The following is a 19,979-nucleotide window of genomic DNA, read 5'->3' as shown; positions in this document are numbered from 1 at the left end:
TTCGTTAAGTATTTGCTCTGAATATGGAAATTAAACAAACCTATGGCTAAAGATCTTTTCTATCAGTTAGACCTGAATCTACTTCGAACTTTCTTAGTGCTATCTCAAGAGCTCAATATGAGAAAAGCTTCTGAACGCCTGTTTGTTTCCCAGCCTGCGATTAGCCAGGCACTACAAAAGCTCCGTAATCACTTTGATGACGAACTCTTTGTAAAAGTACACGGTGGACTTCAACCTACCTCATTCTCAGAAAGTCTTGCAGATAGCATCACACCACACTTAGATGCTCTTTCCACATCACTCAACCAAGTACATGAATTTGATCCAATCAAAATAGATCAAAAAATAACGATTGCCGTCCCACCAATCATTTTGGCCAATGTTTCTGGCCCGCTGTTCCTTAAGATCAAAGAGTTTGCACCTAATGCGGATGTTGAGATTTTTTCTTGGTCTCAAACAACGCTTGAAGAGATCCGTAACGGACATATCCTTCTCGGAGTTCATTATGACATTAACGACTCTAAAGAGATCTACTCTCATAAGCTTTCAGCGATAGAAGGGCGAGCCGTTGTAAGAGAAGATCATCCTCTTAATAAGGAAGAGTGTGATGTAAGTGAGTTCGCTGGCTATGAGCACGCCTCAGTTATCAGCCGAGGTTGGAATGATCACTACACCCTCTCAGCTAAGATAATGAATGATTATGGGGTAGAAGCAAAAGTAGGTTTTCGCTCTGAACTTATCTTAGCGGTCATCGATGTCACCCAGAACACTGACATGATAATGCCACAGTCGAACCTGTTTCCAATTGAAAACTACCCGAAACTTCGCTCAATTAAGCCGACCTTCAATGGAAAACCATACGAGATCGATGTTTTTAGCCACTTCCACAAAAGAAACAGAAAGAGTGCGCTAATTCAGTGGCTAAACGACATTATCCAAAGTGCCATCAATGAGAAGCTCAAACACTGATAACCCACGCTTATATTAAATATCAACTTTAATAATTAGATAGAATGCATTCATGAGATTAATATTACTCACATCAGGAATTACTGACTCACGGAAAGAGTTCTCTAACCCTTACTGAGAGTAATATTATGAAAACAACTTTAGCAACCATCATCACCGCAGCACTTCTTTCAACTCCTGCACTTGCTAACACTTTTGAAAGCCAACATCGCGTCGGTCTTGGTTACGCATCTACTGACCTTTATTTCTCTGACACTGACTCATCTTTAGATTGGGGAAACGGTATCAAATTTGAGTATGGTTACGAATTTAATCGCATCGTTGGTATCAATACTTCTTATTCTCAAAATAATGAGACATTTTTCTCTGGCTTTAAAATGGAAGGGTCATCATTTAAGCTCGATACCGATATTGGTTACAAGTTTCTGCTAGATGGTTTCAGCATTAAACCATACGGTGCGATTGGCGTTATACGCTACTCTGAGAAATACACAATTTCCAATGGCGTAGATAGTGCTTCAGAAAGCTGGAACGATACAAACCTGTTTATAGGTACTGGGGTACGCGCTGAAATTGGACAAAACTTCTATACAGATATACGTTTTGACTTCACTTACTTCAACGACGGTATCGACGATGTTGATTACGATCAGTTCTCTTGGACAGTCGGCTATAAGTTCTAATGGATAAAATGCCATGGACGGCATTTTAAGCTTTTAATTCTACACCCTGACTCGCTCCATTAAATCTATTCACATTCATCTAGTGCTTCTTTTTTATAGAACCGATCCAAATACTTCCATTTTAATTACTTATTCTCTCCCTATTCTAAAATAAGCTTAATAAGCAGGGCTTATTACAAGATAGTAATTAAACTATTAGAAAACAGTGTTCAATAAAAATATGATAGCGCCTATAGGATGGAGAGTGCTCATGGAAAGAGTCTTAATTATCATTTGAGAGTAAATCATGAAAATAGCGTTAACCCCCCTTTTAATTGCATCTTTTATTTCAGCGCCTGTTTTAGCAAACACACTTGAGGGCCACCGCGTTGGTCTGGGTTTCAATAAAACAGATGTAGAAGACTCTATCGGCGTATTTTCCGATGAGTATTCTTCGAATGGTCTAAAGCTCGAATACGGTTACGACTTCAACAACATCGTTGGTATGAATGTATCTGTCGGTAAGGGCAGTGGTGACTTCCACGGTACTGACTTTGATGCTAGTACGTTCAAAATGGACGCTGACATTGGTTACGCTTTCGACTTAACAGATTTCACAGTGAAGCCCTACGGTGCTATCGGCTACGCCAGCCATAAAGAAGAGCATCTAGGGGGTGATTGGAAAGATTCAAACATCTTCCTTGGTTTTGGTGCCCGCGCTTATATTGGCAATCACTTCTATTCCGATCTTAGATTTGATTTCATCAATTTGAAGGATGGCAGTGTCAATAGTTATGTCGATCAACTGTCATTTACTGTTGGTTATAAGTTCTAGTCTAGCGCCTTAAGAAATATTACCGAGAATACTCCTATGAAAAAGCTACTTATCACATTGATGCTACTAGTGTCATCGAGCGTTTTGGCTAACAACGTACACATCTCTCCAGACATGAGAATTGGACCTTACACAGGTTCAGGGATATCAGGTGGGGGTATTCAAGTTGGTCTTGCTGACATATATGGTTTAGATGCTATTTATGTTTCTTATAGCCACACATCTGCTGATTTCTTGACGTACAAAGATCGCTTAAAAACCTATCGTGTAGGTGGGCAGTACCAATTAGTTACGGTACCAAAAATGGCTTTACAGCTTGAAGTAGGCGTCGTTGAGTATGAAGGTAGTAAAGACAATATTTGGGGCACGCATACCAGCTATACCGAAGATTCAGGAGCGAGTATTTCGGCATCTTGGGTGATATTTATCAATGATCACATCGGCTTTAGAGCAGGTGCTGACTTTAACTATTTAGACAAAGATAAGACGGATTTTAATCAAAATATTTCCGCAATGCTGTCGACTGGTGTCGTATTCCACTTCTAGCACGGCACACCCTAATTAAGTTACTCACTTAAAAATTCAAATATTTTGCTCTATCCCCTTTCCATTACGTTGAAAGGGGAGGAACTGTTACACCTAATTTATTGGTATCAACTATGAAAAAGCTTTTTCTCTCAATCATATTGCTAGTTTCGACTAATGCATTAGCTAATACTATCCATATATCACCAGATTTTAGAATCGGGCCTCATTTAGGATCTGGTGTCGCTGGTGGTGGTTTTCAATATGGCTTAGCTGATACGCTTGGATTAGAAGCTCTTTACGCCTCTTACAGTCATACATCATCTGAAATACTTAGGTCACATACTCGCCTAGAAACCTACCGTGTAGGCGGGCAATTTCCAGTCATACCTGCCGCTAATATATCACTTCAAATAGAAGCAGGGGTTGTTAAGTACGAAGGAACCCGTAACTCTTATACCAGCGATGAAGTTCGCTATGGCGCTGCAACAGGCGCTAGTATTTCAGCTGCTTGGGTCATATTTGTTAATGACAATCTTGGTTTTAGATTAGGTGGTGATTTCAATTTCATCGATCAAAACAAAAGTACCGATTCACACTCTGTCTACGCAACGATCGCGACCGGTGTCGTCTTTCAGTTCTAATCTGATTTTTCAGTCATTTAACGCAACCAACCAACTTAACAGACCTATATTATGAAAAAACTGCTTCTACCAATAATGCTCCTTACCCCCATCAGCGCTTCTGCAATGGGCATCCATATTTCTCCAGAAGTGAAGGCTGGCATTATGCTAGGTTCCGGCATACAACTCGGTGTTACCGATGTGTGGGGACTAGAGGCCGTATATGGAAGTTACCATTACATGTCTGAAACGAACTCGGTTTATGACCACTCTTCAAAAGCATACCGAATGGGGGTTCAAAAGATGTTTGGTCAAAATAAACGCTTTGGGTTTCAGGCCGAGATTGGTTATGCAGAATACGAAGGAACACGTGATAGTTGGTCAGAAACCAAACATCGCACAGCTGAAAGTGTGAGTATTGGTGGAGCGTATGTGTATCAAGCAACAGATTCGATCGGTTTGCGAGCGGGAATGGATATCAACTTATATGGAATCGGAAATGCGTATTTCGCTTATGGCGCACAACCTTCATTTAGCCTTGGCGCAATATTCCACTTCTAATGTACTTCTGGCTAACTCAAAGGGTACTCATGCCAACAAACCTAGCGTAATGCATCATCAATACTCTGTTCGCCCAAGTGGCGAACATCTTTGCCTTTCACAAAATAGATGATGTACTCACAAATATTCTGGCAGCGATCACCAACTCTCTCAATAGCACGAGCTGACCACATCACTTGCAAAATATTGGGGATATTTTCAGGGTCTTCCATCATATACGCCATCAGCTGACGAATAACAGCGTCATACTCTTCATCTATCTTATCGTCTAATTTATACACCTGTGCAGCAGAGTTAACATCCATCCGCGCAAACGCGTCCAATACTTGATGAAGCATCGCAATCGCTTGGCGACTCAAAGGTTCTAGAGAAACATGAAACGGCTGCTCTTTAGAGGAGGGATTTTCAATTGCCACTTTTGCAATACTTGTTGCAACATCACCAATACGTTCTAAATCAGTAATCGTCTTAATGATCGCCATAATCAAGCGCAGATCTTTAGCCGTCGGTTGGCGCTTAGCAATAATTCGAGTGCACGCTTCATCAATAGATACTTCCATCGAATTCACTTTATGATCGTCTTTCACTACTTTCTTAGCCAGCTCAATATCATCTTTGTGCAAAGCTTGCATCGCAAATGAGAGTTGCTGTTCAACTAACCCACCCATAGTTAACACATGGGTACGAATCGATTCTAACTCGACATTAAATTGACCTGAAATGTGACGACCAAAATTCATTCTTGTTCCGTTCTCCTATTTGATGCTAAGTGCTGATATTTCTAACCGTACCGACCTGTAATGTAATCTTCTGTTTGAGTCTTTCTTGGCGATGTAAATATTGAATCGGTATCTGAGTACTCTATCAGTTTTCCCATATGAATAAATGCGGTGTGATCACTAACCCGAGCGGCTTGTTGCATATTATGTGTAACAATTGCTACCGTATATTTGTCTTTAAGATCATTGATTAACTCTTCAATGGTCAGGGTTGAGATCGGATCAAGTGCTGACGTTGGTTCATCAAGTAGGAGGACTTCCGGTTCTATCGCAATCGCCCTTGCGATAACCAAGCGTTGCTGCTGGCCACCAGATAACCCAAACGCATTTTCATGCAACCTATGCTTCACTTCATCCCATAATGCGGCGGCACGAAGTGAATGTTCAACTGCGTCATCAAGTGAACGACTATTGCTAATCCCTTGTAGGCGTAAGCCATAAACCACATTTTCGTATATCGATTTAGGAAAAGGATTCGGACGTTGAAATACCATGCCGACTCGGCGGCGCAATGTAGCTACGTCCACATTCGGGTGGTAAACGTTCTTACTGTGTAGCTTTACCTTCCCCTCTACACGACAGCCTTCAACCAAGTCATTCATTCGATTTATACAGCGAAGCAGCGTTGATTTTCCACAACCCGACGGACCGATAAAGGCGGTCACTTGCCCCTTAGGGATCCGCATTGAAATATCGCTCAGCGCTTGGGTATCTTTATAAAAAAGATTAAGCCCTTCTATAGAGATGGCTGTTTGATCTTCGGTTAGGTTGCTCACATCTAAAGGAGTTTGATATCCCAACGCTTGATTGACTGAAAACATGATTAATCTTGTCCTAAGGTACGGTATTTTTCCCGTAAGTTATTACGAATACTAATTGCCGTTAAGTTTAAGCTGATAATAACCGTCACCAGTAAGAATGACGTGGCATAAACAAGGGGTCTTGCCGCTTCAATATTGGTTGATTGAAAACCAACATCATAAATATGAAAGCCCAGATGCATGAATTTACGGTCTAAATGTACAAATGGGAACTCACCATCAACGGGTAAGCTGGATGCCAACTTCACAACCCCAACTAACATTAACGGTGCTACCTCACCAGCAGCTCTTGCTACCGCTAAGATTAACCCTGTTATGATAGCAGGACTGGCCATCGGCAATACTATTCGCCACAAGGTTTCAAATTGAGTCGCCCCAAGCGCAAGGGAGCCGTGCCTAACAGAGCTTGGGATTCGAGTTAAGCCCTCTTCTGTAGATACAATCACTACGGGCAAAGTCAAGACAGCCAACGTTAACGCCGACCACAAGAGCCCTGGCGTACCAAAGGTAGGGGCAGGAAGCCGTTCGGCATACAAGAGTGAATCTATTGAGCCCCCAAGTGTATAAACGAAAAATCCTAATCCGAATACACCGTAAACAATAGAAGGTACGCCCGCAAGATTAATAACGGCGACTCGAATAATTCGTGTAAGGGCATTATTTGCTGCATATTCATGAAGATAAATCGCCGCTATAACACCCAATGGCATCACCACAATCGACATAATTATAACCAATAGAACCGTACCAAAAATAGCTGGAAACACCCCACCTTCCGAGTTCGATTCTCTAGGGCTTTCTGATAGAAATTTCCAAACTTGCTTGCACCACTGAGCCACTTTTTCAGCTGTGCTCATTTCATTTGGATACCATACATCAAGAATTTGGCTAACTGGAATTAACGTGCGTTGCCCTGTCATATCCTCAACGATCAACGTGTCTTTATTTAGCTGCTCACGCAGTTTAAATAAGTTTTTATCCGCGACTTCTAGTTGAGCGTCAAGTTTGTGTTTTTTGATTTGATACTCTTTTAAATAGGCTTCATCAAGCGTTCCGTTTAGCTCTCGCTTACGCTTATCTAGCCTCATTTGTTCAAGTATTCGACTGACCGCTTTAAATTCACGTTCAATAACAGAGTTTATCTCAACTCGAAGTAACTCAACTTTAGCGTGCCCTTGCGAAAATACATTAAGTAAGTCTTCCGATAAAACGTCTGCCTCTGTTTGATAGCCGACAGGTTTACCGTAAAAATCACCATTCCGAGTTCTCTCAATCACCGCCCAGCCTTCAGGCTGTGTTTTTTGCTCAATATCTATATCTAATATCGATACAAAATCAGCAGGGTAAAGCTCTCTGTTTGCGACTTTTATACTGTAACGCGTGACCAAATCATCAGCTTCTTTATTGCTAGGAAGCGTCAAGTTCATCGCTTGTAGTCGAGTGATCGGCACATACTCTTGAGCGTACAGTTGACCGACTAGAATCTCACCGTCTTGTGTCTGCCACTGATATAACGGAGCCGGCCAAAAATAAGATAGCCCTTTCCAACCGATAAGCAGCATCAACCCCATCACCGACAGTAAGCTGATACTCACAGCTCCACCTGTTAGCCATATCCAAGGCGCGCCCGACTTCAACCACCTCAACATGGCATCTCTGCTTTAGCTTTTATTGTTAGATACATATAATAATTACAGCGCACGATAACGCTCCCGTAGCCTCTGCCTTACCCATTCGGCAATTGAGTTCACAGCAAAGGTAAACATAAGAAGCAGCAACGCGCCTAAGAAAAGTATTCGATAGTGAGTACTAGCAACTTCGGACTCCGGCATTTCCACCGCTATCGTTGCTGAAAGTGTTCGCATTCCCTCTAAAATATTCCAATCCAAAATTGGTGTATTCCCTGTTGCCATTAATACAATCATGGTTTCACCTACCGCTCGCCCGAGCCCCATCATAATGGCTGAAAAGATCCCTGGGCTAGCCGTTAACAAAACCACGTAGATTAGAGTCTGCCAAGGTGTTGCACCGAGAGCCAAAGAACCATCAGATAGATGCTTAGGAACCGAAAAAATTGCGTCTTCAGATATCGTAAAAATTGTCGGTATGACAGCAAAGCCCATTGCAAAGCCAACCACAAGCGCATTTCGTTGATCAAAATCGACACCAATATCTGCCAAGTAGATACGGACATCACCATCAAATAGCCACAGCTCTAAAGCGGCACTTTGGGATAAAATAGCGATAACGAGACAGACAAGAACTGGCATCAAAATTAATCCGTGCCAACCATTGGGAAACAATGAAACAAATTTACTCGGTAATACGTGCCATATTGCTCCAACTACCACCGTAGAGAGTGGTAAGAATATGAGTAGTGCAATAACGGCAGACAAATGTGTTTCAACAATAGGCGCGAACCAAAGACCGGCTAAAAATCCGATAATAACAGTAGGGAAAGCTTCCATAAGTTCGATAGATGGCTTCACAATTCGTCGCATTTTCTCTGACATGAAATACGCCGTGTATATCGCTCCAAATACCGAGATAGGGACGGCAAACAGCATCGCAAATGCCGCTGCTTTCAATGTGCCAAATGCGATGGGAACTAGGCTGAACTTGGCTTCAAAATCATCATTAGCTGACGTGGTTTGCCAAGTATATTGAGGCTCAGGATAACTTTCATACCAGACTTTGTGCCAAAGCGAAGAGAACGATATTTCCGGGTGCTCATTATTAACAAGCGCAACGGACAATTCATTACCCGTCAATGACAGAAGATATTTCTCATTATTCGACATTGCCGCTAGCGTTGGCGCTTGCTGATAGGGACGCTCAAACATCACCAACTTTTCACTAGTTGTGTAATGACTTTGCAAGCTGCCGTTGGTGTAAAAGCTGTAAAAGCCCTTACGAAACGTATCTGGGAGTAGAAACTCAAGTTGTGAGGCGAGCTCAAATTCTCGGATGTATGTCAGTCTACGCTCTCCATCACTCAATACATCAAACCATTGAGAGACTAAACCGTCTTGATGTGTCACAAGCAATGAATAGGCACCCGAAAGTAAATCAATATTGGATACCGAGTGCTTATTCGTACCTTGACTAAGGTCCACCACTTCACGCACCACAAACTTCTGGTTTTGCTTTTGTGCAACCACCAGATCAGATCCACTGCGCATATAAAGTGTCTCACCACTTGGGGTCAGGATCAGCTGTTCTAAATGGGGAAGAAGCGAGTTGAAACGAAACTCATGAACCTTAGTCCCATCGTTCCATCGAACCAACACCATACCACTTTCATAATATCCAACTAAAGTGAGCAGTTTTTCATTGATAGCAAAATCAAACTGAGATAACGAATCGGTGGAATGGGTTAAATTCATCCCCTCTATCAAATCATAACTTTCAACGTTGGGAGTGAAGTTGCCACCCTTTCGACTTTGATTATTCGAAAACTGGGGTCTAAATAGAAACAGCTGCTCTGAAGAGTCAATCACCGCTTGCCAGCCATTAGGCTTTTTATTTTTTGTATATAGACTAATGTCATCGGCAATAGAAAAAGAGGTATGGGCGGACTTTGAGCCGTCTAAAGACCAGAAATCAAGTTGGCCCATTTTAGAAAGAGCATAGGCGTGCCCACCGTATTCATCGATTCCAATCGAAATAGACTCAGGGGTGTCAATAATATTTGAAGAGTGATTAGATTCGATATTGGCATCAGAAAAGAGTGGCAATACCACCAAAGCTAAATAAACAAATATCAGTACCAACGCAGCTAAGACTCCAACACCACCACAAGAGACCAATAGACGAACAACACGATCTTTGATAAATCGCTTTCTATCTGGCTCTTTTAATGAAAAGTCGGCGCTGGGCATGGAACTCTCTATCTAGGTTTAAGGTAATTAGAATATTTCACTTTGATGACAATTATATTACAAAACAAGCTAAGTCGCTGAAAACAAAAAAGCGTAAGGTGGTAAATAATCAATTATGAGCTGTTAAAGCGTAATTAATCGCCTAGCCATAACTTCTAATACTCTACGCCAATTTTCTTTAACTCTTGTCGTGCTATATCAGAGCTGATTGGGATATAGCCATCCTTTTTCACTAATGCCTGCCCCTGTGAAGAGAAAATAAAGCGTATGAATTCTTGCTCTATTGGTGTCAGTGCATGACTTGGGTGTTTGTTTATATAAATATAGAGGTAGCGTGAAAGTGGGTACTTACCTGACAAAATATTATCATAACTTGGGGCCACAAAATCTTGTCCGGCTTTCGATATTGGAATCAACTTAACGCCGGATATTTGATAGCCAACACCAGAGTAACCAATTGTATTTATAGACGAAGAGACTGATTGAACAACAGAGGCAGAGCCTGGTTGTTCATTAACATTATCTTTGAAGTCGCCACTACACAACGCGTTTTGTTTAAAGTACCCATAGGTGCCAGAAACAGAGTTACGACCAAACAACTGCATTCGTCTTTGAGCCCAATCGTAATCTAGACCCAATTGAGACCAGCTCGATACACGCTCGGTTGCGCCACACCGCAGAGTTACGGAAAAGATACTATCAAGCTGTGAAAAGTTAAGTCCACTGATCGGGTTATCACGGTGAACAAACACACCAATGGCATCTATCGCTACTCTTAGCTCGGTGGGTTTGTACCCATGTTCACGCTCAAATGCTTCCAACTCTCGGTTTCGCATTGGTCGACTCATAGGACCAAATTGCGCCGTACCTTCCGTTAGCGCAGGTGGAGCCGTAGATGAACCTGACGCTTGGACTTGAGCATTAATACTTGGGTATTGTTCCTCGAACTCTTCTACCCATAACGTTGTCATTCCAGCGAGAGTATCAGATCCAACAGATAAGATTGTTCCCGAGATGCTTGGCACTTTTTTATACGGTTTTAGCGTTTTCTTATCGGCAACTAAACGGCTTTCGTCCGTAATTAGTTTCTTATTTTCAAGCACTACCTCTTCAGCTTGAGCAGTGAGTGAACTCATAGAGAGTGCCAATAATAGATAAGCCGCGTATTTCATCATCACTCCACGATTAAACGACTAGGTAAGATAAACGAGAACTTACTGCCCACACCAACAACACTTTGAATCTCTAAATGCGCATCATGGTGGGTCAGTGCATGCTTCACTATCGCAAGCCCTAAACCGCTACCGCCAGTATCTCGTGAACGCGCTTTATCAACACGATAAAAACGCTCTGTTAATCTATGTAAATGCTGAGGTTCAATACCATCACCACTATCTTCTACCTCAAGGCAGGCTCCTTGCGCTGTTTTAAACCAGCGAACCTTAATTTTCGCACCGGCTTCTGTATATTTCACCGCGTTATAAACAAGATTTGAAATCGCACTACGCAATTGATCTTCATCAGCCAATACACGCAGCCCAGTATCAACCTTAAACTCTAATTGGTGAGCATCATCACCACTTAGGCTAACCGCTTCTTTTTCTAGTACTTCAAGCATAGCGGGTACATTAACAACATCTTCAAACTCATCCATCGGTGCGGCTTCAATCTTAGACAACGTCAGCAGTTGGCTCACCAAGCTGTTCATACGATTGAGTTGCTCAGTCATAACCCCATGCGCTTTGCCCCACATAGGGCCCACTAGCATGTCAGGATCTTCCGTCATCTCGAGATAACCGCGAAGAACCGTCATTGGAGTACGTAATTCATGAGAAACGTTAGCGAAGAAGTTACGACGCATTCCTTCAAGCTTCTTGAGTTGCGATACATCACGTACCACCATCAGGTGCTCACCTTCCGTATAAGGCACGATACGTAGCTCAAGCATTCGCTCAACATTAAGTGGCGACGGCATCTCTAGCGGCTCAGAAAAGTCCTGCTTATTGAGATACTTAATAAAATCGGGCGTACGGATAAGGTTCGAAACCGGTTGACCTGAATCATCTGGCCATTTGAAGCCCAGTAAGTGCTGCGCAAGCTTGTTACACCAAACGATGTTCCCCTCGCCACGAAATACCACTACGGCATCGGGTAACGATTCGGCACCATTACGGAAACGACGAATGAGGTTAGTAAGCTCTTTACGTTTTTTACGCTGACGTTGCTGAAGGCGGTAAATACCGTTAAACAGAGATTCCCAGTTGCCACTTCCAGAAGGGGGCGTGAGTCTTTTCTCATCCCATAGCCACGCAGATAATCTCATCTGATTATGTAGGTGCCACAACAACTGCAAAACCGTGGCAGCTAATAGCAACCACGGCATATATCCAAATATCCACCCTACAATAACCCAAGGGGTGTAAAAAAAAGCCAGCTCCCAAGCTAGCTTTTTCCAGGTTAACTTTTCAACCAATGTAATTCCTCGGACACCTGTCCTTTTTCTTCCTCAAAACGGCCTATCAACAATCTAATAGAATTAAGCTTTTACTGAGAAACGGTAGCCTGCTCCACGAACCGTTTGAATTAACTTGTCATGGCCTGCGTTCTCGAGTGCTTTACGCAATCGACGAATATGTACGTCAACCGTACGGTCTTCAACATAGACGTTGGTGCCCCAAACATTATTGAGTAACTGCTCACGACTGTACACTCGCTCTTGGTGCGTCATAAAGAAATGCAGCATCTTAAACTCAGTTGGTCCCATATCGAGTGGCGTCTCATTGGCCATCACTCGGTGAGAAACAGGGTCAAGTCTAAGTCCTTGAACATCAATCACATCTTCAAGTGCGGTAGGAGTAACACGACGAATCACTGCTTTTAATCGGGCAACAAGCTCTTTTGGTGAGAAAGGCTTAGTGATGTAATCATCTGCGCCTACTTCAAGACCACGAACCTTGTCTTCTTCTTCGCCACGTGCTGTTAGCATCACAACAGGGATATTGCGCGTTAGTTCTTCACGCTTCATGTGCTTAATAAAGTTAATGCCACTACCGCCTGGAAGCATCCAATCAAGTAGTACAAGGTCTGGAAAGGGTTCAGCTAGCTTATCTACTGCGGTGTTATAATCTTCCGCTTCTACTGCTTGGTAACCTTTCTGTTCAAGAACAAAACACAACATCTCACGGATTGGTGCTTCATCTTCAACCACTAGAATCCTTCTGGACATAATTCAATAACCTTATGTATAAAATTAACGCTAGGGTGATTTTCTCAATCATTAGCGACTTTGGCTTACCCTTTGCAACTATAGGCATTATTACCAGTTAGTATGACACTTTTGTGACCATTGCAAACAAAGTTTAATATAACTTTCGCGGCAGCTTCATAACAAACGACGCCAAACTGAGCTTATTAAGTCAATTTACGGTTAATCGTTTGCCCGATGTTAATTGTGCGAAGATTTTTACACACGGATAAGACAACCCGCTAAAAATTGCCTATCATGATCGACTTAATTCCAGCCTAGAGAAAAAATATGTGGTTTAAAAACTGTCTGGTTTATCGCTTCAATCGCGATATTGAATTCAATGCTGACCAGCTAGAAACGCAACTTGAAGAATTCCGTTTTACACCTTGTGGTAGTCAAGACAAACAAAAGTTTGGCTGGGTAACAGCTATGGGTCGTCAGGGTGACATGATGACGCACGTTTCTGAAAACCGTATTCTGATCTGCGCGAAAAGAGAAGAGAAGATGATTCCGGCTTCAGTGATCAAAGACTCACTGAACAACAAGATTGAAACGATGGAAGCCGCTGAAGGCCGTCCTCTTAAAAAGACAGAAAAAGAGACGCTAAAAGATGAGATCATCATCGATCTTCTTCCAAGAGCCTTTAGCCGTAGCAGCAACACCTTTGTTCTTATCTTGCCAAAAGAAGGTCTTATCCTTGTTGATGCAAGCAGCTACAAAAAAGCGGAAGACGTTCTGGCACTACTGCGTAAAACCATGGGCAGCTTACCGGTTGTTCCTGCTATTCCAGAGCAAGCGATCGATACAACAATGACTGAATGGGTTAAGACAGGTGCGACTCCACAAGGTATCACTTTACTTGATGAAGCCGAGCTAGAATCTATTCAAGAAGATGGCGGTATCATTCGTTGTAAGAAGCAAGAGCTAAGCGCAGAAGAGATTCAAAATCACATTGAAGCAAACAAAGTGGTCACCAAACTTGCACTAGATTGGCAAGAGCGTATCGAATTTTTACTCGCTGAAGATGGCAGTATTAAACGCCTGAAATTCTGTGATGATTTAAAAGATCAAAACGAAGACATTCCACGTGAAGACCAAGCGGCTCGTTTTGACGCTGACTTCTCTTTGATGTGTGGTGAGCTAAGCGCTTTCTTACCGAACCTTTATGAAGCATTGGGCGGTCTACCGCACCCAGACGCGTAATAAATATCTAAACCGTAGATACCACCTTTTAAAACAAACGCTCTTCACTGGTTATTTAGTTTAGCCTGAAGGGCGTTTTTGTTTTCTCTTCCTATCACTTCTCTCACTATTTTTAATGCATAAATTCTCTATTCCCTTATGAAAACTGTGCATTTGTTTTAAGTCACATTTTAACGTAAAATACGCGCCCCTTTACTTCCACTAGGTGGGAGTAACCTGACTTGAGATCAGACTGAGAAAGAAGCAATGACAACTAATACACCATTCGTACCCGAACTACTGTCACCAGCAGGCAGCCTAAAGAACATGCGTTACGCTTTCGCTTATGGCGCAGATGCGGTTTACGCAGGCCAGCCACGCTACAGCCTTCGTGTACGTAACAACGAATTCAATCATGAAAACCTAGAGATCGGCATCAACGAAGCGCACGCTCAAGGTAAAAAGCTTTACGTGGTATGTAACATCCAACCACATAACTCAAAGCTTAAGACTTTCATTCGCGATCTAAAACCAATCGTTGAAATGGGGCCAGACGCTCTAATCATGTCGGATCCTGGTCTTATCATGATGGTTCGTGAAGCGTTCCCTGATATGGCGATTCACCTTTCAGTTCAAGCGAATGCGGTTAACTGGGCGACAGTGAAATTCTGGTCTACTCAAGGTGTTGAGCGTGTCATTCTTTCTCGTGAACTTTCTCTAGAAGAAATTGAAGAAATTCGTGAGCACTGCCCAGAGACTGAACTAGAAATCTTCGTTCATGGCGCTCTTTGCATGGCTTACTCAGGTCGCTGCTTACTGTCTGGCTACATCAACAAGCGCGATCCAAACCAAGGTACTTGCACCAATGCTTGTCGTTGGGAGTACAAAGTAGAAGAAGCAAAAGAAGATTCTACTGGTCAAATTGTTGAGAAATTTGACCCTGCTGCTGACGTTCAAGCCGTTGAAGTTCAAGACGAGCGCCCTGATAACACGCTAGGTCTTGGCAAGCCAATCGATGATGTTGTGCTACTTTCAGAAGCGCACCGCCCTGAAGAGAAAATGGCGGCATTTGAAGATGAGCATGGTACTTACATCATGAACTCTAAAGATCTTCGTGCGATTCAACACGTTGAGCGCCTAACTAAAATGGGTGTTCACTCATTGAAGATTGAAGGCCGTACTAAATCGTTCTACTACTGTGCTCGTACTGCTCAGGTTTACCGTAAAGCGATTGATGATGCTGTTGCAGGTAAGCCGTTCGATGAGAGCCTAATGGGCACGTTAGAGAGCCTAGCTCACCGCGGTTACACGGAAGGCTTCCTACGCCGTCACACACACGATACTTACCAGAACTACGATTACGGCTACTCAGTATCTGACGCTCAACAGTTTGTTGGTGAATTCACAGGTCAACGCCGTGGTGATTTAGCGGAAGTTGAAGTGAAAAATAAATTCCTTGTTGGTGATAGCCTTGAGCTTATGACGCCAAACGGAAACATTGTGTTCACCCTTGAAGCAATGGAAAACCGTAAGTCACAAGTTATTGATGATGCAAAAGGCAACGGTCACTTTGTCTTCATCCCAGTTCCTGTAGAGTTGGATCTCTCATACGGACTGCTGATGCGTAACCTTAATGCCGGTCAGGATACCCGTAACCCAACAGGTAAATAAGATGGCGCTACTGATCACCGACAAATGCATCAACTGTGATATGTGTGACCCTGAATGCCCAAATGGCGCAATCACTATGGGTGACTCTATCTTCGAGATTGATCCTTTGCTGTGTACAGAGTGTAAGGGCCACTACGACAAGCCAACGTGCCAGTCAGTGTGCCCTATCACTAAGTGTATTATTACGGATCCAAAAAACATTGAGACCGATGAAGAGCTTTTAGAGAAGTTCGTTATTATTCAAGGTTTGGCTTAGACTTCAAATCGTCTTAGCTAAAAATAGAAGATAAGAGAAGGAGCACGGACATGTGCTCCTTTTTTGTATCTATTGGTTTTTCTTCATTAAGCCTTATTCGTTCGACCTTATTCATTCAGCATAGCCAAACATTGGTTCGGCGGAATCTTGGGCTTTTTCTTCTTAGTTGGTTTAGCGGCTGTTTCAGTCTTGTCTTCTGGTTTTGGCCACCAACTTTCTAGTTCATAACCGCAACCGTCCCCTTCTGGTGGCGCGGCTTGTGCCTGACAAGAGCTATCCCCTTTAGGGCAGTTTAAACGCACATGGATATGAGAATGATGCCCCCACCACGGTCTTACTTTGCGAAGCCATTCTCGGTTATCAACCTGCTCAGACTGACACAGTTTATCTTTAATTACCGGATGAACAAAAATTCGCGCCACTTGGGCATTCTGCGCTGCGAATTTCACCAACTGAAAGTGTTCGTCACTCCAACGCTTTCTGTTTAATTCAAATTGCTTAACGTGGACGACGCTCATCGCTTTGGGTTTAGCAAGCTCTTGTGCACTTAATGGCTCTTTGGCTAAGCGAAGCCAGACATCAATATCAAGCCCAGTTTGATGACTTGAGTGTCCAGAAGAAAAACGTCCGCCTTGAGGAAGAGAAAGATCGCCAATCAACAAGATAGACTCTAAGCCTTGGTAGGTTTGCTTTGCGAGAGTTTGAATAAAGCTGACAGTGTCAGGATGCGCATAATAGCGTTCACGTTGGCTTCTAATGACTTGATAGCCCTCGCCTTCTAATGGCAACGCTTTCGCCCCTGCCAGGCAGCCATTGGCGTAACTGCCGATGGATTCCGTTGGGTGAGCAGATGGGAGTTGCTTTGCTTCCCATTCAGTTGCATTAGCTAATCGCGGTATGACACCTAACAAAATTCCAGTTAACAGAGCTACCCTATATTTCATTATCTCCTCCATGAAATAACGCTTATCCATAATTAGTCTCACCACCAAATTAGCATAATATAGCTATAACTAGCGACTTGTAGCAGAGTTATATCCGCTCATTACCCCTATTCACACTAGTACAGCTTTGCTTCAAATATAAAAAAAGCTGCTAGATTCCTAGCAGCTTTTTGTAGCGGGTTAACAAAACGCCTTATGGCATTTCATCAAACTCTTCGCCTTCTTTCTCAATTTGAGGTGGCATTAGGTGTTCTTTCTGGATACCCAGTTTCAATGCTAGTGCTGATGCAACGTAGATTGAAGAGTAAGTACCGACAGTGATACCTAATAGCAACGCCAGTGCGAAGCCGTGAATCATTGCGCCGCCTTGCGTGAAGAGGGCAATAACCACGAATAACGTAGTACCAGAGGTAATCAACGTACGACTCAATGTTTGAGTGATCGAGTTATTCATAACCTCAGGTGGCTCGCCTTTACGCATCTTACGGAAGTTTTCACGGATACGGTCAAATACAACGATGGTATCGTTGAGTGAGTACCCGACCACCGTCAGCAAGGCTGCGACAATGGTTAAATCCACTTCAATTTGCAGTAGCGAGAATATACCAAGCGTGATGATGACATCGTGCGCCAATGCCATAACGGCACCTGCAGCTAGACGCCATTCAAAACGAATCGATACATAGATCAAGATACAGATCAGAGAAGCAATGATCGCAAGACCACCCGCTTCTGTTAGTTCGTCACCCACGTTAGGGCCAACGAACTCGATACGACGCATCTCAACACTATCACCCGTACCATCTTTAATCGCATTTAGAATTTGGTTGCCTAGGGTTTCATTTGCAACACCATCACGTGGACGCAGACGAACCATAACTTCACGTGCTGAACCGAAGTTCTGCACCGTTGCATCGCCAAAGCCTTCCGCTTCAAGTGCACTACGAATGTCTTCTAGATTAGCAGGCTGTTCAAAGCCCACTTCAATCAGAGTACCACCCGTGAAGTCTAGACCCCAGTTTAACCATTTAGTTGATAGCGTAAAAATCGCCGCACCAATCATAAATAGAGAAAAGGCGAATGCGACTTTTGACCAACGCATAAAGTCGATCGTTTTCTCTGCTTTTAGAATTTGAAACATATTAATTCCTAGCCTTAGATCGACAGTTTATCGACACGCTTACCACCGTATAGCAGGTTAACCACACAACGTGTGCCTACAATAGCGGTAAACATGGAAGTCAAAATACCAATGGATAACGTAACAGCGAAACCTTTAATCGCACCTGTACCGACAGCAAACAGAATGATTGCTGTAATTAAGGTGGTGATGTTCGCATCGGCAATGGTACTGAACGCGTTTGAGTAACCTTGGTGAATCGCTTGTTGTGGGTTTTTCCCATCACGAAGTTCTTCACGGATACGCTCAAAAATCAGTACGTTTGCATCAACCGCCATACCAACGGTTAAAACAATACCGGCGATACCTGGCAGCGTCATTGTCGCCCCTGGGATCATCGACATTACACCAATGATTAGAACCAAGTTCGCCATTAGAGCCATGTTTGCGATAAAGCCAAATTTACGGTAATAAAACAGCGTAAATAGCATTACTGCAACCATACCCCAGATCATCGCTTGGATACCCATATCAATGTTTTGTTGTCCCATCGATGGACCGATAGTACGTTCTTCAACAATTGAGATTGGAGCAATCAAAGCACCCGCACGAAGTAGTAGTGCTAGGTTATGAGCTTCAGCAACAGAATCGATACCTGTGATTCGGAAGTTACGGCCAAGCGCAGTTTGAATTGTCGCTTGGTTAATCACTTCTTCATGCTTGGTTAGAATCACGCTGCCTTCAGGCGTCTTACGACCACTGTCTTTGTACTCTGCAAATACGGTCGCCATAAGCTTACCGACATTTTGACGAGAGAACGTCGACATCTTGCTACCACCTTCACTGTCCAGTGAGATGTTAACTTGTGGACGGCCATATTCATCAACGCTTGAGCTTGCATCAGTGATGTGAGCACCACCAAGAATAACGCGCTTTTTAACCACAACAGGGCGGCCATCACGGTTGGTCTTGATTTCGCTACCTGCTGGAGCACGACCGCTCGCAGCCGCTGAAAGGTCAGCTTTATCATCAACTTCACGGAACTCTAGAGTTGCAGTAGCACCAAGAATTTCTTTAGCACGCGCTGTATCTTGAACGCCTGGAAGCTCAACAACGATTCTGCTTGAACCTTGACGCTGAACCAACGGCTCAGCAACACCTAGTTCGTTCACACGGTTACGCAAAATAGTGATATTTTGTTCAACAGCGTAGTTACGAATTTCAGTTAGGCGAGCTTCATTGAACGTTGCAACAAGAGCAAAACGACCGTTACTGTCTGAATCAACAAACGTCATATCACGGTGTTTATCAGCAAGAAGTTTTTTAGCACTTGCGAGTTGTTCTGCATCACGCAGAAGAACTTCAACGGCATCACTACCAGAAGGGCGAATTGAGCGGTAACGAATACGCTCTTCACGCAGCTCACTACGGAACGCTTCTTCTTGTTGGCCAACGAGTGTCTTCATTGCCGCGTCCATATCCACTTCCATTAAGAAGTGAACACCACCACGCAAATCAAGACCAAGTTTCATTGGCGCTGCGCCAATAGACTCAAGCCAATTAGGCGTAGCCGCTGCTAAGTTAAGGGCAACAATTTTGTCTTTTCCAAGCGCTTCGCTGACAATATCACGAGCTGTTAGCTGAGTATCAGTGTCGTTGAAACGAACAAGAACTTGTCCATTCTCTAGAGCAATAGACTTATGGGAGAGACCCTGTTTTTCAAGGGCATTGGTGATGGAATCCAGCGTTGACAGATCAACAGAGGCGCCGCGCGCCCCTGTAACTTGAATAGCTGGATCTTCACCGTAGAGGTTTGGAAGTGCATACAGCGCAGCTGTCGCGATGGCGAAAATCACCATCAAATACTTCCATAACGGATAACGGTTTAGCACAGCAAGATTCC

General features: G+C 43.3%; 19 protein-coding genes. 9 read left to right on the top strand and 10 right to left on the bottom strand.

What is annotated here, in order from left to right:
* Positions 1-42: 42 nt before the first annotated feature.
* The 6 genes from L4C54_RS14435 (at position 43) to L4C54_RS14410 (ending at position 4,175) form a co-directional block, all read left to right on the top strand.
* Positions 43-969 (top strand): LysR family transcriptional regulator, encoded by a 927-nt coding sequence (locus L4C54_RS14435; protein ID WP_428808733.1) that lies wholly within the window; start codon positions 43-45, stop codon positions 967-969.
* Between the two features lie 128 nt (positions 970-1,097).
* Positions 1,098-1,652 (top strand): porin family protein, encoded by a 555-nt coding sequence (locus L4C54_RS14430; RefSeq protein WP_428808732.1) that lies wholly within the window; start codon positions 1,098-1,100, stop codon positions 1,650-1,652.
* A gap of 286 nt (positions 1,653-1,938) precedes the next feature.
* Positions 1,939-2,466, top strand: coding sequence for a porin family protein (locus tag L4C54_RS14425; protein WP_428800987.1), 528 nt, complete (start codon positions 1,939-1,941; stop codon positions 2,464-2,466).
* 36 nt (positions 2,467-2,502) lie between these two features.
* Positions 2,503-3,012 carry a hypothetical protein gene (locus L4C54_RS14420; protein WP_428808731.1) on the top strand — a complete coding sequence of 170 codons (510 nt, stop codon included), beginning with the start codon at positions 2,503-2,505 and terminating at the stop codon, positions 3,010-3,012.
* Between the two features lie 113 nt (positions 3,013-3,125).
* Positions 3,126-3,635, top strand: a complete 510-nt coding sequence (locus tag L4C54_RS14415; RefSeq protein ID WP_428800989.1) for a hypothetical protein — start codon at positions 3,126-3,128, stop codon at positions 3,633-3,635.
* 51 nt (positions 3,636-3,686) lie between these two features.
* Positions 3,687-4,175: a hypothetical protein gene (locus tag L4C54_RS14410; protein ID WP_428808730.1), complete on the top strand. Its 489-nt coding sequence runs from the start codon at positions 3,687-3,689 to the stop codon at positions 4,173-4,175.
* Between the two features lie 41 nt (positions 4,176-4,216).
* On the opposite strand, the gene phoU is transcribed toward L4C54_RS14410, so the two are convergent.
* From phoU to phoB, 7 genes are all read right to left on the bottom strand, one after another.
* Positions 4,217-4,915 carry a phosphate signaling complex protein PhoU gene (phoU, locus tag L4C54_RS14405; protein ID WP_428808729.1) on the bottom strand — a complete coding sequence of 233 codons (699 nt, stop codon included), beginning with the start codon at positions 4,913-4,915 and terminating at the stop codon, positions 4,217-4,219.
* A 41-nt stretch (positions 4,916-4,956) separates the two neighbouring features.
* A complete protein-coding gene (pstB, locus tag L4C54_RS14400; protein ID WP_428808728.1) occupies positions 4,957-5,775 on the bottom strand; it encodes a phosphate ABC transporter ATP-binding protein PstB in 819 nt (272 codons plus the stop codon).
* A gap of 2 nt (positions 5,776-5,777) precedes the next feature.
* Positions 5,778-7,424, bottom strand: coding sequence for a phosphate ABC transporter permease PstA (gene pstA, locus L4C54_RS14395; protein ID WP_428808727.1), 1,647 nt, complete (start codon positions 7,422-7,424; stop codon positions 5,778-5,780).
* Between the two features lie 42 nt (positions 7,425-7,466).
* Positions 7,467-9,656 carry an ABC transporter permease subunit gene (locus tag L4C54_RS14390; RefSeq protein ID WP_428808726.1) on the bottom strand — a complete coding sequence of 730 codons (2,190 nt, stop codon included), beginning with the start codon at positions 9,654-9,656 and terminating at the stop codon, positions 7,467-7,469.
* Positions 9,657-9,811: 155 nt separating this feature from the next.
* Positions 9,812-10,828, bottom strand: a complete 1,017-nt coding sequence (locus L4C54_RS14385; RefSeq protein WP_428808814.1) for a PstS family phosphate ABC transporter substrate-binding protein — start codon at positions 10,826-10,828, stop codon at positions 9,812-9,814.
* A gap of 2 nt (positions 10,829-10,830) precedes the next feature.
* A complete protein-coding gene (phoR, locus tag L4C54_RS14380) occupies positions 10,831-12,129 on the bottom strand; it encodes a phosphate regulon sensor histidine kinase PhoR (RefSeq protein ID WP_428808725.1) in 1,299 nt (432 codons plus the stop codon).
* A 63-nt stretch (positions 12,130-12,192) separates the two neighbouring features.
* Positions 12,193-12,882 carry a phosphate regulon transcriptional regulator PhoB gene (phoB, locus tag L4C54_RS14375; RefSeq protein WP_428808724.1) on the bottom strand — a complete coding sequence of 230 codons (690 nt, stop codon included), beginning with the start codon at positions 12,880-12,882 and terminating at the stop codon, positions 12,193-12,195.
* Positions 12,883-13,191: 309 nt separating this feature from the next.
* Here phoB and rdgC point away from each other — a divergent pair, with 309 nt between their 5' ends.
* The 3 genes from rdgC to L4C54_RS14360 all read left to right on the top strand — a co-directional run bounded on the left by rdgC (position 13,192) and on the right by L4C54_RS14360 (position 16,012).
* Entirely contained in the window at positions 13,192-14,106 is a 915-nt protein-coding gene (rdgC, locus tag L4C54_RS14370) for a recombination-associated protein RdgC (protein ID WP_428808723.1), read from the top strand.
* A gap of 246 nt (positions 14,107-14,352) precedes the next feature.
* Positions 14,353-15,756 (top strand): prephenate-dependent tRNA uridine(34) hydroxylase TrhP, encoded by a 1,404-nt coding sequence (trhP, locus tag L4C54_RS14365; protein ID WP_428800998.1) that lies wholly within the window; start codon positions 14,353-14,355, stop codon positions 15,754-15,756.
* A gap of 1 nt (position 15,757) precedes the next feature.
* Complete coding sequence (locus L4C54_RS14360; protein ID WP_248007628.1) at positions 15,758-16,012, top strand: YfhL family 4Fe-4S dicluster ferredoxin; 255 nt, start codon at positions 15,758-15,760, stop codon at positions 16,010-16,012.
* Between the two features lie 107 nt (positions 16,013-16,119).
* Here L4C54_RS14360 and mepA read toward each other — a convergent pair whose 3' ends face one another.
* The 3 genes from mepA to secD form a co-directional block, all read right to left on the bottom strand.
* Positions 16,120-16,956: a penicillin-insensitive murein endopeptidase gene (mepA, locus tag L4C54_RS14355; protein WP_428808722.1), complete on the bottom strand. Its 837-nt coding sequence runs from the start codon at positions 16,954-16,956 to the stop codon at positions 16,120-16,122.
* 193 nt (positions 16,957-17,149) lie between these two features.
* Positions 17,150-18,097, bottom strand: a complete 948-nt coding sequence (gene secF / locus L4C54_RS14350; RefSeq protein ID WP_428801000.1) for a protein translocase subunit SecF — start codon at positions 18,095-18,097, stop codon at positions 17,150-17,152.
* Positions 18,098-18,111: 14 nt separating this feature from the next.
* Entirely contained in the window at positions 18,112-19,968 is a 1,857-nt protein-coding gene (gene secD, locus L4C54_RS14345) for a protein translocase subunit SecD (protein ID WP_428808721.1), read from the bottom strand.
* Positions 19,969-19,979: the final 11 nt, after the last annotated feature.

Origin of the sequence: Vibrio lamellibrachiae (assembly GCF_050337265.1) — a bacterium.
GTDB lineage: Bacteria > Pseudomonadota > Gammaproteobacteria > Enterobacterales > Vibrionaceae > Vibrio > Vibrio kyushuensis.
Note: the sequence above shows the minus strand (reverse complement) of the source record. Positions and strands in the feature narration are given on the sequence as shown.

Excerpts from the sequence above, each read along its gene's own strand:
- L4C54_RS14435 (WP_428808733.1), top strand. The coding sequence starts at position 43 with ATGGCTAAAGATCTTTTCTATCAGTTAGACCTGAATCTACTTCGAACT.
- L4C54_RS14430 (WP_428808732.1), top strand. The coding sequence starts at position 1,098 with ATGAAAACAACTTTAGCAACCATCATCACCGCAGCACTTCTTTCAACT.
- L4C54_RS14425 (WP_428800987.1), top strand. The coding sequence starts at position 1,939 with ATGAAAATAGCGTTAACCCCCCTTTTAATTGCATCTTTTATTTCAGCG.
- L4C54_RS14420 (WP_428808731.1), top strand. The coding sequence starts at position 2,503 with ATGAAAAAGCTACTTATCACATTGATGCTACTAGTGTCATCGAGCGTT.
- L4C54_RS14415 (WP_428800989.1), top strand. The coding sequence starts at position 3,126 with ATGAAAAAGCTTTTTCTCTCAATCATATTGCTAGTTTCGACTAATGCA.
- L4C54_RS14410 (WP_428808730.1), top strand. The coding sequence starts at position 3,687 with ATGAAAAAACTGCTTCTACCAATAATGCTCCTTACCCCCATCAGCGCT.
- phoU (WP_428808729.1), bottom strand. The coding sequence starts at position 4,915 with ATGAATTTTGGTCGTCACATTTCAGGTCAATTTAATGTCGAGTTAGAA.
- pstB (WP_428808728.1), bottom strand. The coding sequence starts at position 5,775 with ATGTTTTCAGTCAATCAAGCGTTGGGATATCAAACTCCTTTAGATGTG.
- pstA (WP_428808727.1), bottom strand. The coding sequence starts at position 7,424 with ATGTTGAGGTGGTTGAAGTCGGGCGCGCCTTGGATATGGCTAACAGGT.
- L4C54_RS14390 (WP_428808726.1), bottom strand. The coding sequence starts at position 9,656 with ATGCCCAGCGCCGACTTTTCATTAAAAGAGCCAGATAGAAAGCGATTT.
- L4C54_RS14385 (WP_428808814.1), bottom strand. The coding sequence starts at position 10,828 with ATGAAATACGCGGCTTATCTATTATTGGCACTCTCTATGAGTTCACTC.
- phoB (WP_428808724.1), bottom strand. The coding sequence starts at position 12,882 with ATGTCCAGAAGGATTCTAGTGGTTGAAGATGAAGCACCAATCCGTGAG.
- rdgC (WP_428808723.1), top strand. The coding sequence starts at position 13,192 with ATGTGGTTTAAAAACTGTCTGGTTTATCGCTTCAATCGCGATATTGAA.
- trhP (WP_428800998.1), top strand. The coding sequence starts at position 14,353 with ATGACAACTAATACACCATTCGTACCCGAACTACTGTCACCAGCAGGC.
- L4C54_RS14360 (WP_248007628.1), top strand. The coding sequence starts at position 15,758 with ATGGCGCTACTGATCACCGACAAATGCATCAACTGTGATATGTGTGAC.
- mepA (WP_428808722.1), bottom strand. The coding sequence starts at position 16,956 with ATGAAATATAGGGTAGCTCTGTTAACTGGAATTTTGTTAGGTGTCATA.
- secF (WP_428801000.1), bottom strand. The coding sequence starts at position 18,097 with ATGTTTCAAATTCTAAAAGCAGAGAAAACGATCGACTTTATGCGTTGG.